Source organism: Kosakonia oryziphila, from assembly GCF_900094795.1.
Classification (GTDB): Bacteria; Pseudomonadota; Gammaproteobacteria; order Enterobacterales; family Enterobacteriaceae; genus Kosakonia; species Kosakonia oryziphila.
Genome location: NZ_FMBC01000059.1, coordinates 1 through 15,327 on the forward strand (window position 1 = coordinate 1; position 15,327 = coordinate 15,327).

13 protein-coding genes and 4 pseudogenes are annotated in these 15,327 nt (G+C 52.7%); 9 read left to right on the forward strand and 8 right to left on the reverse strand.

The window, feature by feature from the left end; all coding sequences use genetic code 11:
* A pseudogene (locus GA0061070_RS24905) lies at nucleotides 1-255 on the forward strand (integrase core domain-containing protein); the annotation flags it as partial.
* A 37-nt stretch (nucleotides 256-292) separates the two neighbouring features.
* Here the strand turns inward: GA0061070_RS24905 and GA0061070_RS21080 are convergent.
* Nucleotides 293-613, reverse strand: a pseudogene (locus tag GA0061070_RS21080) (formate dehydrogenase-N subunit alpha); the annotation flags it as partial.
* Nucleotides 614-834: 221 nt separating this feature from the next.
* Here GA0061070_RS21080 and yddG point away from each other — a divergent pair.
* Both yddG and GA0061070_RS21090 read left to right on the forward strand, forming a co-directional pair.
* Nucleotides 835-1,722, forward strand: a complete 888-nt coding sequence (gene yddG, locus GA0061070_RS21085) for an aromatic amino acid DMT transporter YddG (RefSeq protein WP_090138145.1) — start codon at nucleotides 835-837, stop codon at nucleotides 1,720-1,722.
* Between the two features lie 134 nt (nucleotides 1,723-1,856).
* Nucleotides 1,857-2,048, forward strand: a complete 192-nt coding sequence (locus GA0061070_RS21090) for a hypothetical protein (protein ID WP_244153180.1) — start codon at nucleotides 1,857-1,859, stop codon at nucleotides 2,046-2,048.
* Here the strand turns inward: GA0061070_RS21090 and GA0061070_RS21095 are convergent.
* On the reverse strand, nucleotides 2,045-2,887 hold the full coding sequence (locus GA0061070_RS21095; protein WP_090138147.1) for an arylamine N-acetyltransferase: 843 nt from the start codon (nucleotides 2,885-2,887) through the stop codon (nucleotides 2,045-2,047). The two genes, GA0061070_RS21090 and GA0061070_RS21095, sit on opposite strands and share 4 nt — an antisense overlap.
* 400 nt (nucleotides 2,888-3,287) lie before the next feature.
* Here GA0061070_RS21095 and GA0061070_RS21100 point away from each other — a divergent pair, with 400 nt between their 5' ends.
* On the forward strand, nucleotides 3,288-3,485 hold the full coding sequence (locus GA0061070_RS21100) for a hypothetical protein (protein WP_244153181.1): 198 nt from the start codon (nucleotides 3,288-3,290) through the stop codon (nucleotides 3,483-3,485).
* On the opposite strand, the pseudogene GA0061070_RS21105 reads toward GA0061070_RS21100, so the two are convergent.
* The 4 genes and pseudogenes from GA0061070_RS21105 to GA0061070_RS21120 form a co-directional block, all read right to left on the reverse strand.
* Nucleotides 3,472-3,570 (reverse strand): annotated as a pseudogene (locus GA0061070_RS21105) (tautomerase family protein); the annotation flags it as partial. The gene GA0061070_RS21100 and the pseudogene GA0061070_RS21105 overlap by 14 nt on opposite strands.
* A 101-nt stretch (nucleotides 3,571-3,671) precedes the next feature.
* Nucleotides 3,672-4,292: a glutathione S-transferase family protein gene (locus tag GA0061070_RS21110; RefSeq protein ID WP_090138149.1), complete on the reverse strand. Its 621-nt coding sequence runs from the start codon at nucleotides 4,290-4,292 to the stop codon at nucleotides 3,672-3,674.
* A 31-nt stretch (nucleotides 4,293-4,323) separates the two neighbouring features.
* Entirely contained in the window at nucleotides 4,324-4,851 is a 528-nt protein-coding gene (locus GA0061070_RS21115; RefSeq protein ID WP_090138152.1) for an AAA family ATPase, read from the reverse strand.
* Nucleotides 4,852-4,855: 4 nt separating this feature from the next.
* A complete protein-coding gene (locus GA0061070_RS21120) occupies nucleotides 4,856-5,869 on the reverse strand; it encodes a LacI family DNA-binding transcriptional regulator (protein WP_090138155.1) in 1,014 nt (337 codons plus the stop codon).
* A gap of 308 nt (nucleotides 5,870-6,177) precedes the next feature.
* Between GA0061070_RS21120 and GA0061070_RS21125 the strand changes: the two genes are divergently transcribed.
* From GA0061070_RS21125 to ansP, 4 genes are all read left to right on the forward strand, one after another.
* Nucleotides 6,178-7,374 (forward strand): L-talarate/galactarate dehydratase, encoded by a 1,197-nt coding sequence (locus GA0061070_RS21125; protein ID WP_090138157.1) that lies wholly within the window; start codon nucleotides 6,178-6,180, stop codon nucleotides 7,372-7,374.
* 80 nt (nucleotides 7,375-7,454) lie between these two features.
* Complete coding sequence (locus GA0061070_RS21130) at nucleotides 7,455-8,765, forward strand: MFS transporter (protein WP_090138159.1); 1,311 nt, start codon at nucleotides 7,455-7,457, stop codon at nucleotides 8,763-8,765.
* A gap of 132 nt (nucleotides 8,766-8,897) precedes the next feature.
* Complete coding sequence (locus GA0061070_RS24910) at nucleotides 8,898-9,122, forward strand: hypothetical protein (protein WP_139109808.1); 225 nt, start codon at nucleotides 8,898-8,900, stop codon at nucleotides 9,120-9,122.
* Between the two features lie 102 nt (nucleotides 9,123-9,224).
* Entirely contained in the window at nucleotides 9,225-10,694 is a 1,470-nt protein-coding gene (gene ansP, locus GA0061070_RS21135) for an L-asparagine permease (protein WP_090138161.1), read from the forward strand.
* A 47-nt stretch (nucleotides 10,695-10,741) separates the two neighbouring features.
* Here ansP and GA0061070_RS25650 read toward each other — a convergent pair.
* Nucleotides 10,742-10,852, reverse strand: a pseudogene (locus GA0061070_RS25650) (7-bladed beta-propeller protein YncE); the annotation flags it as partial.
* Between the two features lie 266 nt (nucleotides 10,853-11,118).
* Here GA0061070_RS25650 and pqqU point away from each other — a divergent pair.
* Nucleotides 11,119-13,233 carry a TonB-dependent receptor PqqU gene (gene pqqU, locus GA0061070_RS21140; RefSeq protein WP_090138163.1) on the forward strand — a complete coding sequence of 705 codons (2,115 nt, stop codon included), beginning with the start codon at nucleotides 11,119-11,121 and terminating at the stop codon, nucleotides 13,231-13,233.
* 87 nt (nucleotides 13,234-13,320) lie between these two features.
* Here pqqU and GA0061070_RS21145 read toward each other — a convergent pair whose 3' ends face one another.
* Nucleotides 13,321-15,264 (reverse strand): methyl-accepting chemotaxis protein, encoded by a 1,944-nt coding sequence (locus GA0061070_RS21145; protein WP_090138165.1) that lies wholly within the window; start codon nucleotides 15,262-15,264, stop codon nucleotides 13,321-13,323.
* Nucleotides 15,265-15,327: the final 63 nt, after the last annotated feature.

Consider the following 15,327-nt stretch of genomic DNA (forward strand, 5'->3'; position numbering starts at 1 on the left):
ACATTGGATGAGTCGCGTGAATGGGTAGAGGATTTTATGCAGTGGTATAACGAAACGCACAGACATAGCGGTATCAGATATGTGACGCCGGGTCAGCGACATCGTGGAGAAGACGGTGTGCTGTTGAAAAATCGGGATGAGGTGTACAAAAAGGCAAAAGCGCAACGGCCTGAACGCTGGTCTGGCAGAACACGAAACTGGCATCCGGCAGGTAAGGTAATGCTGAATCCAGAACGGGAAAAACAGGCAGCCTAAATAAACCGGGGGTGCCAACTACCTTGACACTTACCGGACGGTCTTCACTGTGTACGTAATCAAGCAGGCCAGCCCCTTTCGGGCATAATGCGCCGCGACTGACCGGATGATCCTGGTCGCCTTCAATGTGATAAATTGATTCTTTTGCGTTCTTCGCGCCATCGCCCAGGCTATACATTAATAGCCCGCAACCTACGGAGCAGTATGTGCAGGAGTTTCGGATCTCTTTTGCGCGCAGTAATTTATAATTTCGCGCCTGAGCCAGCGCCGTTTTCGGGGCGAACCCTAATGCGGCAACTGTGGTTCCGGCCATACCGCCCGCGCAGATTTTGAAAAATTGTCTGCGGCTAACGTCCATTGCTTTCCTCATTATTTGTCTTTGACTGCGGCGGGAAACTAAACATTCCCGCAGGCGAAATAGTTGCGGTAAATCAATAACGCCGGGTGGTTGACCCCTAATAGTCTCACTTACCGAATTTTATTAAGTCATAAGGAGTAGATGACGCGGTGATGAATTCGCACCAGGTTATTAATCTGTGTTATAAGTTGAGGTTTTATTTTCGCCGATAAAATGCAGCAATGAACAGAAAACGTGCAACATTAATTGGTTTACTGGCGGTAGTATTATGGAGCACCATGGTTGGTTTTATCCGCGCTGTCAGTGAAGGTCTTGGGCCGGTGGGAGGTGCAGCGCTGATCTATACCCTGAGCGGTACCCTGCTGATCTTCACCGTCGGGTTTCCCGATTTGCGCCACTTTCCACGCAAATATCTGCTGATCGGAAGTCTGTTATTTGTCAGCTATGAACTCTGTCTTGCCCTGTCGTTGGGATTTGCCGCAACCCGCCAACAGGCAATTGAAGTGGGAATGGTCAATTATTTATGGCCGAGCCTGACTATCCTTTGCGCCATATTATTTAACGGACAAAAATCGACGTTCTGGGTTATTCCGGGACTATTACTTGCTTTCATTGGCGTTAGTTGGGTGCTTGGCGGCGAGAGCGGCCTGAATATTGCTGACATTCGCGAAAATATTATTTCCAGCCCGCTCAGCTATACGCTGGCTTTTGCCGGTGCCTTTATCTGGGCGATTTATTGTACGGTGACGGCCAAATATGCGCAGGGTGCTAATGGCATTACGCTGTTTGTTCTGCTGACGGCGGTGACACTATGGATGAAGTATGCCTTCTCACCGCAACCAGAGATGGTTTTTAGTCTGTCGGTAACGTTGAAATTAGTCATGACGGCGGTGGCGCTGGGCTTTGGTTATGCATCGTGGAATATCGGCATTCTGCACGGCAATGTCACAGTGCTGGCTGCCGCGTCCTACTTTACTCCGGTGCTCTCTTCAGCGCTGGCCGCCGTGGTGCTGAACGCCCCGCTCTCTTTCTCTTTCTGGCAGGGCGCAGTGATGGTATGCGGCGGGTCGCTGCTCTGTTGGTGGTCGACCCGACCCGCCACGCCGTAAGCAGGCCGCCACTATTTATGCTTCACCTGCGCAAGGCTAAACCAGATGCCGACCGCCAGCAGCATGAGTAATGCGCCTGCTGTACTCAGCGCAACGCTGTGCGAGCCGCTAAACTCGAAATGTGGCATGTCAAAGTGGTTCAGTTGATAAATCAGGGCCGCGCGGCGGGCGCCTTTTCCGATTGCGACAGCGCCGAAAACATCGCCTGGCGTTTGATTGCGCTGGTGTGCGGCATGGACGGGATTTGCATGCTCGGTATGCCAGATGTTGATGAAGCGGCCTTCAATCGACATCTGGCGGTAATGATAGCAAAAGAGCTGTGTTAAGCGTGTTCACCGTGTAAATCGAAGCGACGCATTACCTCTTCGAGTTGCTGGATGCTGAAACCATACTGCGGATCGCTGACGCCCAGCCCGAAACGCGTTTGCAAGGTTTCGTACAACGCCGGAACATCTGCCAGCACCTTATCTTCCTCAACCTGCCCTTTGTTCCAGTGTGTGAAGTGGAAATTGGTCAGCGTCAGCTTTTCGCCGTCCGGCAGATGGCGGCACATCAGCAGATGGTGGCGAAAATGCGATGCGGGCCAGTGGGCAGAGTGAAAATTACCCATCACGAAATCGGCCTGATACTGCGGCCCGATTTCAAACTGATACATCGATTGCCAGCGCTGATGATGACGGAACTGCAATACCCAATCTTCGCCTGCGCGTTGCAGCCGATAAAGACCGTGCGGCGTTGCCTGTTCCACCTCTGCCAACAGACGAATCGGCGCGGTCAAGGTTTGTCCGCCAAAACCGACATCTGCTATCCACTGCTCATCCTCCAGAGTAACCAGTAAAACGCGATGAGTGCGCGGCGGCATCTGCGGCGGGTTGGAAATGATCACCCGCCCCAGCAGGCTGCGTACCGTAAAACCGACCTCTTTCAGCGCACGCTCAAACAGCCCATTCTGCTCAAAGCAGTAGCCGCCGCGCCGGGCGACGACCAGCTTTTGAAAGAGAGCTTCATCGTTGAGTTCGATTTCGCGTGGCAAAACAACATCAAGGTTTTCAAAGGGAATGGCGCCATTATGCTGCAAATGCAGCACCCGCAGCGTTTCAAGTGAGATATCGGGCGTAAAATTCCAGCCAATCCGGGCCAGATAAGCGGTCAAAAAAGGGGTCATACAGGCTCCTTGTGCGTAATGTCCCTTTGTTATACCGCATTTTTTTGTGCCAACAGGCGATTTCGTGCCCTCTTAATGTTTTGTGTTGCGTTGCAGAAGCCACAACGCTGTCAGCATTAATGCCAACCCGACGATCAGCGTCAACACAATCAAACAATGCGAACATCAGCGCCCTCCGCAGCAGGAAGCCGTGATCCACCCGCAGGTTTCAACCAACGGGGCGCATCCACCTGCACAAAAGTCAGGGGAGCAAATATCTTGTTATCCTCTTTGGGATTTGATGCGGTTGACTTTAGGCAGGGATTATGACGAAGAAATGGTGTCATTATTGCGCGTTGATTTTTAACCGGATGTCTAAACTGAAAGACATATCTCTACACTGTCTTTAAAAGGGTTCCTCGTGCGAATCGCAACGATCACTAATTATGCTTACATCGCGACAGTGGTACTGACATTAACCTCAGGCATTGCACTGTTTATGGCCTCAAGCGCCGAACACAGAGAGCGTGACACCGTGGCGAGAAGCCGCACGTTTGATGCTTTAACAGACGCTCTGGAAAGAGAAGCCTTTGCACTGAGCGATATAGATGACGAATAATTACGTCGGCGATATCCTCCGCCAGCGCGGCTTTCTGCTCATCATTCAGATCGCGGGGAAAACATTTGATATCAACGTGCGGCATAACAAACTCCTCATTTTCAAGAGAGTGCCACAGTAGCACAACACGTTCGCACCGATTTATCAAAGTGTGACCAGCCTGGCACAGCGTACAACGGCCGTAAGTTACGTCAGAATGTCATTATTTCGCAGCACCTCCTGAAGTGCTGGCACACGACAAACCGCATCGGCAATGGCACTGAATTTCGGCGTATGTTCCTTGAACCACGCATGGCGCGGTCCCCAGCTACGCATCACGCAGATATAGATATCAAGCAACGTCAATGATTCGCCAAACGCGTACGGTGCGGCTTTTAGCTGACTTTCCAGCCACAAATAGAGCGATTTACGGTATGCCTTGCAGTTTTCCTGTAATTGTTCCGCCGCGTTGCTGGCCCAGCGTTCAGGGTAATCAGCATAGGTAAATGTGGGATAAACATTGGCGACCAGCCATACCAGTAATCGCCAGAATTGTTGCCTTTCCGGCGTGCCGACGGGCGGCGCTAAATCCGGGCGCTGGTCGAGGATCATCAACGCCACGGCGGCTGATTCAGTCATAATGCTGCCGTCGTCAAGTTGCAGCGTCGGCACCTGGCCCAGCGGGTTAAGTTTTTTCAACATCTCCTGCTGTGTGCCAGGCTGGTCAAAGCCGTCGACATTGACAAAGCGATAAGGGATTTCCGCCAGTGTCAACATCGCTTCACTCAGCGTCGATCCCCAGCCGGGGACACCATAAACAGTAATCATAAGGGCTCCTTACAGAGGATAAGCCCTAATTTTAGGTCAGAGTGGCGAGAAATTCGTCCGCCTTCTGTGGACTGGTAAGACGCACAAAACGCAGATGCTGGTATTGCGGGTCAGCCATATCCTGCGCGTAACGCAGACGATTCGCGCGCCAGGTTTTTATCGTCCAGAGAATGATCGACTCACGGCTGAAGAATGATCGGCGGAAACTTTCGCCGTTTCCGGTGCCTGGCCATAACTCCTGTTTATGCCAGGCCCGACGAGCAGCGCGTAGCACAGCCTGAAGCAATGTGCGCCAGAAACCGTAATCAACCCAGACAACAAGATCAACATGCCGCCATTTTATATCCCGGCTGCGATTGTAGTTGCCATCGAGTACCCAGCCCGGCTGCTCCAGTAACTGTTCCAGGCGGGGATACAACTCCTCGTCCGGCGTTCCCTGCCAGTTGGCCCGCCAGTAAAGCCTGTCCATCTCGATATACGGTAAATTAAGCTTTGCGGCGATGCGTTTCGCCAGCGTTGATTTTCCGCTGCCACTGGTGCCGATGACATTTATTCTCATGAAGTTATGCGGATTCCCGTTCCACAAAATGGAAGCCAATATCAACAACAGGCACATCAACCTCACTACCTTCGATACGATCGGCCAGCATCGTTGCCGCCCGCTGACCAATAATTTGCCGATCGACACTGACCGTGGTTATAGCAGGCTGATTTCCGGCGGCAAAATCGAGATCGCCAAAGCCAATCACCGCCAGATCCTGCGGCACCTGTAAACCACGCGACTGTGCTTCAATGATTGCGCCCTGCGCCAGTGTGTCGGAGCTACAAACAATCACATCGAAATCGCCCTGCTCCAGTAACTGCGCCAGCCCCTGGCGACCTGAGGTGAATCGCGCCGGTAAAGCCACATCGGCGACACGCGGTTCGCTGATACCGTTACGTTCCAGCACTTCGCACAAACCGGCTTTACGCTGCGCGGCGCGTTTGTCCACCGTCCACAGCAAACCTGGACGACGATAGCCTTTACGCAGTAAATACTCCGCCGTCGCCTGGCCGACTTTCTCGTGGGAGAAACCCACCAGCATATCCAGCGGTGTCGGGGTTAAATCCCAAATTTCCACTACCGGTACGTTAGCATTGAGGATCACTTTTTTCAGGTCTGTCGAGTGATGGATGCCGGTCAGAACGATACCGTCCGGGCGGCGCGAAAGCAGCGCGGCAACCAGATCAGCTTCAGTCTGTTGTGTGTATCCGGCAACGCAGAGCAACATATGGTAACCGCGCACCGCCAGCTCATCGCTGATGGCCTGAATTGTGTCGACAAACATGTTGTTGTTGATTTGCGGCACCACCACGGCAATTAATTTACTGCGGCGTGAGGCCAGTCCACCGGCCAACGCATTGGGGATATACCCCGTTGCTTTGACCGCCGCGATGACTTTTTCGACCGTTTTGGGCCGTACCAGTTGTGGTGTGTTAAGCGCCCTACTTACGGTCATGGATGATAAGCCTGCGGAGCGGGCAACATCTTCCAGTGTGGGCGCGCGCGGTGGGACAGAACGAGGGGTTTTCGACATGTTCACTCACAGAGTATTCAGCATTTTTATGGTTCTCGCGTTGTATTATACGCCTTTCTCCCATCATTGCCGCCGCTCCTAAGAAATCAGTGAGTTAACAGACACTTCATACTTTTTATGTTAGCGTTATCATTAATGGAGCCACCGTCCTGTGCCTGATCACTAAATGCGATATCATTCACAAAATTACTCACTTTGACACCATTATTTGTGATCAATTGTACATAATTACGCCCTTTCTCTGGTCATACATTTATTACGGATCTACAAATGTTAGCGCAAACATTTGTTGTTCACAGGAGCTAATCATGACCGTAAGTGCGAATTCCGATGCCGTGACCTATGCCAAAGCCGCAGGGGCGAAAACCGCCGCTGAAACCGGCGATCGTATTGCGTGGGTAAAACTCTCCCTCGCCTTCCTGCCGCTGGCTACGCCGGTAAGTGATGCGAAAGTGCTCACTGGTCGCCAGAAGCCGCTAACCGAAGTGGCGATCATCATTGCGGAGATCCGCAGCCGTGATGGTTTTGAGGGGGTCGGTTTCAGCTACTCCAAACGCGCCGGGGGTCAGGGGATCTATGCACACGCCAAAGAGATTGCCGATAACCTGCTGGGCGAAGATCCGAACGATATCGACAAAATTTATACCAAACTGCTGTGGGCGGGCGCATCGGTTGGCCGCAGCGGCATGGCAGTGCAGGCCATCTCCCCTATCGATATTGCGCTGTGGGATATGAAAGCCAAACGTGCAGGGCTGCCGCTGGCGAAACTGCTGGGCGCGCACCGCGACTCGGTGCAGTGCTACAACACCTCAGGCGGCTTCCTGCATACGCCGCTGGATCAGGTGCTGAAAAATGTGATTATTTCCCGTGAAAACGGCATCGGCGGCATCAAAATTAAGGTCGGCCAGCCGGATACCAAAGAGGATCTCCGTCGTCTGACTGCGGTGCGTGAAGCGCTGGGCGATGATTTCCCGCTGATGGTCGATGCTAATCAACAGTGGGATCGCGAAACGGCGATTCGCATGGGCCGTCAGATGGAAAAATTCAATTTGGTCTGGATTGAAGAGCCGCTGGATGCTTATGACGTCGAAGGTCACGCTCAGCTTGCCGCTGCGCTGGATACCCCAATCGCCACCGGTGAAATGCTGACCAGTTTCCGCGAACACGAACAGCTTATTCTCGGCAACGCCAGCGACTTTGTACAGCCGGATGCGCCGCGCGTCGGCGGGATTTCACCGTTCCTGAAGATCATGGAGCTGGCCGCCAAACATGGTCGCAAGCTGGCACCGCACTTTGCTATGGAAGTTCACTTGCACCTCTCTGCGGCTTACCCGCTGGAGCCGTGGCTGGAGCATTTCGAATGGCTGAACCCGCTGTTTAACGAACAGCTTGAACTGCGCGATGGGCGTATGTACGTCTCTGACCGCCACGGACTTGGTTTTAGCATCAGCGAACAGGCCCGCGTGTGGACGCAAACCAGCTGTGAATTCGGTAAACGCCCATAATCATTACATCCTGACGGGGGCGTCCTCCCGTCTTTTTGCTGTTCCCTACACCACATTCAACCCTGTTTCGAGGAGTTGCGATGAATACAATAATTAAACGCACCAATGTGCGTTACAGCATTCTTGTTTTCTTATTTCTTGCCACCGTATTTAATTATGCTGACCGCGCTACCCTCTCGGTAGTCGCACCAATCATGAGCAAAGAATTAGGTTTTGATCCGGAAGTACTTGGTCTCGCATTTTCAGTATTTGGTATTTCTTACGTGGTACTGCAAATTCCTGGCGGCTGGTTGCTGGATAAATACGGTTCACGGCTGGTCTATGGCTGCGCGCTGATTGGCTGGTCGGTGGTTACCATGTTTCAGGGTACTATTTACCTCTACGCCAGCCCGCTAATTGTGCTGGTGTTGCTGCGCCTGCTGATGGGCGCGATTGAAGCGCCCGCCTTTCCGGCCAACAGCCGATTGAGTGTGCAGTGGTTTCCGAATAAAGAACGTGGATTTGTCACTGCCGTATATCAGGCGGCGCAATATATTTCGCTGGGTATTATTACGCCGCTGATGACCATTATTTTGCACAATCTTAGCTGGCATTATGTTTTTTATTATATTGGCGCAATAGGTGTCGTGCTTGGCATATTCTGGTTGGCGAAAGTTCGCGATCCGTTATCGCACAAAGATATTAACCAGCAGGAAATTGACTATATTCGCGACGGCGGCGGTGAACCCTCTCTCGGCAGTAAAAAAGGCCCGGCAAAAATCAGCCTGGCGCAGATCAAAAGCGTCTGTATTAATCGCATGATGATCGGTGTATATATCGGACAATTTTGCGTCACCTCAATTACCTGGTTCTTCCTGACCTGGTTTCCGACCTATCTTTATCAGGCCAAAGGGATGTCAATTCTGAAAGTCGGCTTTGTCGCCAGCATTCCGGCGATCGCCGGGTTTATCGGTGGACTGCTGGGTGGTGTTGTCTCCGACTGGTTGCTGACACGCGGTTACAGCCTGACGACAGCGCGCAAATTTCCGGTGATCTGCGGCATGCTGCTCTCCTGCGTGATTGTGCTGGCCAACTATACCGACTCAGAAGTGGCGGTGGTCGCGGCGATGAGCGTGGCGTTCTTCTCTAAAGGGTTTGGCAATCTGGGCTGGTGCGTGTTGAGTGATACCTCGCCGAAAGAAGTGCTCGGTATTGCGGGCGGCGTGTTCAACATGTGCGGTAACCTGGCGAGCATTGTTACACCGCTGGTCATTGGTGTAATCCTTGCCAATACCCACTCCTTCGATTACGCCATTCTGTATGTCGGTTCAATGGGGCTGATTGGTCTGTTCTCGTATTTGTTTATTGTCGGTTCGCTGGAGCGCATTACGCTGACGCCAACGGCGGCCTGAGTCTCATTATGGCGTCCTGCTAACGCCGCGCTGCTCCGTCACCCTGTACTCCCGGCGGAGCAGTTTTTTTTAGTTGTAGTATGTGTCATCGCCTCCCCTGTTCTCCCCTGCACGTCAGCAAAAGCATTACATATGCTTATGGAAGAAGGGGTTAACCTTGCAATATTGTCAGGTATTTCCCTGTTGACGGCCGGTTTTTTCTGTTGTTTTTTTCTGCTGGTTGAATCATTTACGCTGCTTGTCTCCTTTCACCTCACAATTTCTGCTAATAGTCCTGGTGCTGGCGACGGGTATGTTTTGCGTCGTTTGCCGATTGCAGGTAGGATGCTGCGCCATGTTTCTCTTATCCATACGTAGAATCACTGGAAAGGCAAACATTTACCGCGGAGCAATCGTTTGGCTTTTGCTCATGCAGGTTGAGGAATTCCGCAAGGTTCAGACAGGTCAACAGGTAACGAAATGAAAACAGATAACAACAGTGCCACAGAGCATCACGCGGCGAAACGACGCTGGCTAAACTCTCATGAAGAGGGCTATAACCGAGCGATGGGTAATCGCCAGGTACAAATGATTGCTATTGGCGGTGCAATCGGGACAGGTTTATTTTTGGGCGCAGGCGCACGATTACAGATGGCGGGGCCATCGCTGGCAATCGTCTATCTGGTTTGTGGAATCTTCTCTTTCTTTATTCTCCGTGCGCTGGGCGAACTGGTACTGCATCGCCCTTCCAGCGGCAGCTTTGTTTCCTATGCCCGTGAGTTTCTGGGCGAAAAAGCCGCGTTTGTCGCTGGCTGGATGTACTTCATTAACTGGGCGATGACCGGTATCGTCGATATCACCGCCGTGGCGCTCTATATGCACTACTGGGGCGCATTTGGCGGCGTGCCGCAGTGGGTCTTCGCGCTGGCCGCGCTGGCGATCGTCGGTACCATGAACATGATTGGCGTGAAATGGTTCGCCGAAATGGAGTTCTGGTTTGCGTTAATCAAAGTGCTGGCGATTGTGGTGTTCCTGGTTGTCGGGACCATTTTCCTCGGCAGCGGTAAACCGCTTGATGGCGGCACAACCGGCTTCCACTTGATCACTGACAACGGCGGTTTCTTCCCGCACGGCTTGCTGCCAGCGTTAGTACTGGTTCAGGGCGTGGTCTTTGCATTTGCCTCTATCGAGCTGGTCGGTACTGCTGCTGGTGAGTGTAAAGATCCGCAGACCATGGTGCCAAAAGCGATCAATAGCGTGATCTGGCGTATCGGTTTGTTCTATGTCGGTTCGGTAGTTCTGCTGGTGCTGCTGCTGCCGTGGAATGCCTATCAGGCAGGTCAAAGCCCGTTTGTGACCTTCTTCTCCAAACTCGGCGTGCCTTATATTGGCGACATCATGAATATGGTGGTGCTGACAGCCGCGCTTTCCAGCCTGAACTCTGGCCTCTACAGCACCGGTCGTATTCTGCGTTCGATGTCGATGGGCGGTTCCGCGCCGAAGTTTATGGCGAAAATGAGCCGTCATCATGTGCCGTATGCCGGTATTCTGGTCACTATTTGCGTCTATATCGTCGGTGTGTTCCTCAATTATCTGGTGCCGTCGCAGGTGTTTGAAATCGTGCTGAACGTGGCCTCGCTGGGCATTATCGCCTCCTGGGGCTTTATCGTGATTTGCCAGATGCGTCTGCGTAAGGCGATTAAAGAAGGCAAAGTGGCGGATGTCAGTTTCAAAATGCCTGGTGCGCCGGTCACCTCATGGCTGACGCTGCTGTTCTTGCTGAGCGTACTGGTGCTGATGGCGTTTGACTATCCAAACGGTACTTACACCATCGGTTCTATCCCGCTGATTGCCGTGCTGCTGGTCGCAGGTTGGTTTGGCGTACGCAAACGCGTACAGGAAATCCACAGCTCTGCGCCAGTTGCGCCAACTGAAAACGCCCGGCGCTAAACGGGTGGCAGTAAAAATCAGGGAAGGCACTGGCCTTCCCTTTTTTATTACAGCGCAATATGCATGGCATCATCCGGTTGCGAGCCTTCTTTTTCGCGGGTTGAAGCCTGTTTCACATTGACATACAGGGTCTTGCCACCGTCCGACAGCGTAAGACTTAACGACTCCCTTTGATTAACTCGATTAGAACCTGTTCCCAGGCATCCGGTGCACGAAACCAGGGTTTCGTTTGTTGTTATAAGTGAGAATAGTAAGTATTAATGGCAATAAAGCGGAACACTAAATAACGCAGAAGCGCACCTGGCTGGCAGGAACTACACTTATTCTTAACTTGATGTGCGTTTAATGTTTTCAAATTATTTACATAATCTTTAACATATTAGCGCATGTTCCATTTGGTTTGTTTTTCTCACTCGGTTCCGATATGACTATTTTTTCTGCCACGAAGGCTGCTCTGCCGGCGTTATTACTCCCGGCTGTCCTCTCTCCGTCTGCTAGTGCCGCTGATAATGAACAAACGATGATCGTCAGCGCCGCGCCACAGACAGTCTCTGAACTTGATAGCCCCGCCGCCGTCAGCGTTGTACAGGGTGACGATATCCGCCAGACTGCACCGCGCGTCAATTTGTCGGAGTCGTTGAATAGCGTGCCAGGTTTGCAGGTGCAAAACCGGCAAAACTATGCGCAGGATCTGCAACTTTCTATCCGTGGATTTGGTTCGCGTTCCACTTATGGCGTACGCGGTATTCGCCTGTATGTGGATGGTATTCCTGCGACGATGCCGGACGGTCAGGGGCAAACATCAAATATCGATCTCAACAGCGTGGAGAGCATTGATGTGTTGCGCGGCCCCTTCTCGGCGCTGTATGGCAACGCTTCTGGCGGCGTGATGAATGTCACCACACAGACTGGCCGTCAGCCGACAACCATTGAAGCCAGCAGCTATTACGGTAGCGACGCAAGCTGGCGTTACGGCCTGAAAGCAACTGGCGCGTCAGGCGACGGCACACATGCGGGCGATGTGGATTACACCGTTTCCAGTACGCGCTTCGTTACTGGCGGTTATCGCGATCACAGCGGCGCGCGCAAAAATCTCGCCAACGCCAAACTGGGCGTGCGGATTGATGATGTCAGTAAACTGAGCCTGATTTTTAATAGCGTTGATATCAAAGCCAACGATGCGGGCGGCCTGACCAAAGAGGAGTGGCAGGATAATCCGCGCCAGTCGCCGCGTGCTGACCAGTACAACACCCGTAAAACCATCAAACAAACGCAGGCCGGCCTGCGCTATGAGCGCCAGATGAGCAGCCAGGATGATTTAAGCGTAATGATGTATGCCGGGGAGCGTGAAACGACGCAGTACCAGTCGATCCCGCGCACGCCGCAGCTTAACCCGGCCCATTCTGGCGGTGTGATCGATTTGACGCGCCATTATCAGGGCATCGACACGCGCTGGACGCACCGTGGCGAGCTGGGCGTGCCGGTAACCTTCACCGGTGGGCTGAACTATGAAAACATGAGCGAGGATCGCAAAGGTTACGAAAACTATGTGATGGATGGCTCGACGCCAGTCTACGGCGAAAAAGGCAATCTGCGCCGTAACGAACGCAACCTGATGTGGAACCTCGATCCGTACGTACAGACCGCCTGGCAACTGACAGATAAACTCTCCCTCGATGCGGGCGTCCGCTACAGTTCGGTGTGGTTTGATTCCAACGATCATTATGTCACGGCCGGTAATGGCGATGACAGCGGTGAAGCCAGTTATCACAAATGGCTACCGGCGGCTTCGCTGAAATACGCGCTGACCGATGCATGGAACGTTTACGCAGCGACCGGACGCGGTTTTGAAACGCCGACCATTAATGAACTCTCCTATCGTCCCGGTAACCAGAGCGGGCTGAATTTCGCGCTGAAACCCTCCACCAATGAAACCGTGGAAATCGGCAGTAAAACGCGAATCGGTAACGGCCTGCTGACCGCAGCGCTGTTCCGTACCGATACCGATAACGAGATAGTTACCGACACCAGTAGCGGCGGACGTACCACGTACAAAAACGCCGGGAAAACCCGTCGTCAGGGCGCGGAATTGTCACTCGATCAGCAATTCGCCGGAAACTGGCGTGCCAAAGTAGCATGGACATATCTGGATGCCACTTACCGTAGCGAAGTTTGTACCGACAGCAACTGTAACGGCAACCGTATTCCGGGCATTGCGCGCAATATGGGGTATGCATCGCTGGGATGGATACCGGATCAGGGCTGGTACGCGGGTGCCGATATGCACTATATGAGCGATATTATGGCCGACGATGAAAACATCGCGAAAGCGCCCTCCTACACCGTTACGGGCCTTAATACGGGCTATAAATTTAACTTTGGCAACTGGATGATGGATGTATTTGGCCGCATCGATAATTTGTTTGATCGCGAATATGTTGGATCGGTGATTGTTAATGAATCAAATGGTCGTTACTACGAACCTGCTCCGGGACGTAATTACGGCGTCGGTTTGTCCATTGCTTATCAGTTCGAATAATGCCAGCCAGCCGCCTTCACTCGATCATAATTGATAAAAAAGCCCGCAAGCATCAGCTTCCGGGTTTTTTATTGCATTAAAACGCTATCAGAAGGTAGTCCAGCCTTCATCGCTGCTTTGCGTTTCACGCGGTGCAACCGGCGCATTTGCCGTTGGTCTGACTGCGGGTTTTCCCGTTGTGGCTTTCGTTGCGCTTTTTGCTTCGTTTTGCTCCAGCCGGAAAATCGCCACCAGTTCTTCCAGCAGACGCGCCTGCTCTTCCAGCGAACCTGCCGCTGAAGACGATTCGTTCACCAGCGCCGCGTTCTGCTGCGTGGTGCTGTCCAGCTCGCTCACGGCACGGGCAATCTGCTCGATACCACGGCTCTGCTCTTCCGATGCGGAGGAGATTTCGCCCATGATATCGTTAACACGCGTTACTGACTGGACAACCTGATCCATAGTTTCACCGGCTTTGGCCACTAATTCACTACCGACATTGATACGGGCAACCGACTCGCTGATCAGTTGTTCAATATCTTTTGCCGCCTGCGAACTGCGCTGAGACAGGCTGCGCACTTCGCTTGCTACTACGGCGAAACCACGGCCTTGTTCGCCAGCGCGCGCGGCTTCCACTGCGGCGTTCAGCGCCAGGATGTTCGTCTGGAACGCAATACTGTTAATCACTGCGGTGATATCAGCAATTTTGTTAGAGCTACTGTGAATGTCGCCCATGGTGTTTACCACTTCACGCATCACCGTTCCACCTTCGCTGGCCGTTTGTGAGGCCTGCGCTGCAAGGCTGCTGGCGTTACGGGCGTTATCGGCATTATTTTTCACCGTCGCGGTCAACTCTTCCATGCTGGCGGCTGTTTCCACCACTGCAGCGGCCTGCTGTTCCGTACGGGAAGAGAGATCGGTATTGCCTTCGGCAATTTCGCTTGCCGCGCGGGAAACCTTCGTCACGCTGCTACGCACGTCATGGATCATTTCACGCAGCGTGTCGTTCATCCGCCCCATTGCCCCGGTCAGTTGCCCCAGTTCGTCGGTACTCTGCGCACGAATTTTCGAGCTGAGATCGCCGCTGGCAATACGTTCTGCCAGCGCAAGGTTGTGGTCAATCGGGTGGGTAATCTGGCGGATCACCCACCAGGAGACAATCACACCGAGCAGAATGGCAATAGCGCCAATAATCGCTGTGATAGTACTGGAGCTATAGGCCAGCTCATCATTGTGCGCTTTCACCAACGTAATAATCTGCTTCAGCGCCGCGCTGCTGTTATCGCCACCGGTTTTAACATGATCTTCAGCGGCCTTCAGCGCCTGGTAAGCGGTGAAATAGTTGCGGCTCAGATCGCGGTATTTAACTGTGTTATCCCATAAAGCCTGTAGCGGCGCTTGCAGTTCGCCCGGTAACTGGCTTGCCAGCGCCTGCACGCTTTTTTGCGTGTCGTTGAAATGGCGCTCCAGCGCGTCACTGCTCTCTTTGCCCGGGCTATAACGGACAACCAGCGCCGCGTCACGCACGGCGCTGATAGCGAATAATTGCTCATAAACTTGTGTTATCAGGCTCGGGTCGGCCACCGGCGTGCGCACGAGTGTGGTATAGCTGGCGGCAAGATCTTCAGTTGCGAGTTTATCCAGCGCATCACGAACAGCGTGAATATCACTGGTCGCTTTCTGCATCTCGCCAATGCTGCTCTGGAACTTCGCCAGATGCTCAGCGACATCACTAATGATCTGCTTTTCGTTGGTTGACCAGCTCATGCTGTCTGCGCTGGCCGTCAATTCTGAAGCGTGGCGAACGTAATTGGACATCACCTCACCGGATTTATCATCACCATAGAAATATTTCAGGCGGTTAATTTTTGCCTGAAACACTTCGATGTTGATGTTATACAGCAGATTGGTTTTTTGGTAGACGTCGCGGATTTCCTGAAAACGCAACACACTGAGGATAGAAGCGATAGCAACCAGAAACAGAACTAACCCAAATCCTACCGATAGCTTTCTACTAATTTTTATATTGCTTAACCGTTGGTTAAATGACATTCCCCGACTCCTCGCTGGACACCAAATGTTAGCGCCTAACTACGCGCTAAAAGGTTATCGGCA

Bases quoted from the DNA above. Each gene is read 5' to 3' on its own strand.
- GA0061070_RS21110 (WP_090138149.1), bottom strand. From the start codon at position 4,292: ATGATTACTGTTTATGGTGTCCCCGGCTGGGGATCGACGCTGAGTGAA.
- GA0061070_RS21095 (WP_090138147.1), bottom strand. From the start codon at position 2,887: ATGACCCCTTTTTTGACCGCTTATCTGGCCCGGATTGGCTGGAATTTT.
- GA0061070_RS21115 (WP_090138152.1), bottom strand. From the start codon at position 4,851: ATGAGAATAAATGTCATCGGCACCAGTGGCAGCGGAAAATCAACGCTG.
- GA0061070_RS21125 (WP_090138157.1), top strand. From the start codon at position 6,178: ATGACCGTAAGTGCGAATTCCGATGCCGTGACCTATGCCAAAGCCGCA.
- GA0061070_RS21130 (WP_090138159.1), top strand. From the start codon at position 7,455: ATGAATACAATAATTAAACGCACCAATGTGCGTTACAGCATTCTTGTT.
- ansP (WP_090138161.1), top strand. From the start codon at position 9,225: ATGAAAACAGATAACAACAGTGCCACAGAGCATCACGCGGCGAAACGA.
- pqqU (WP_090138163.1), top strand. From the start codon at position 11,119: ATGACTATTTTTTCTGCCACGAAGGCTGCTCTGCCGGCGTTATTACTC.
- GA0061070_RS21145 (WP_090138165.1), bottom strand. From the start codon at position 15,264: ATGTCATTTAACCAACGGTTAAGCAATATAAAAATTAGTAGAAAGCTA.
- GA0061070_RS21120 (WP_090138155.1), bottom strand. From the start codon at position 5,869: ATGTCGAAAACCCCTCGTTCTGTCCCACCGCGCGCGCCCACACTGGAA.
- GA0061070_RS24910 (WP_139109808.1), top strand. From the start codon at position 8,898: ATGCTTATGGAAGAAGGGGTTAACCTTGCAATATTGTCAGGTATTTCC.
- yddG (WP_090138145.1), top strand. From the start codon at position 835: ATGAACAGAAAACGTGCAACATTAATTGGTTTACTGGCGGTAGTATTA.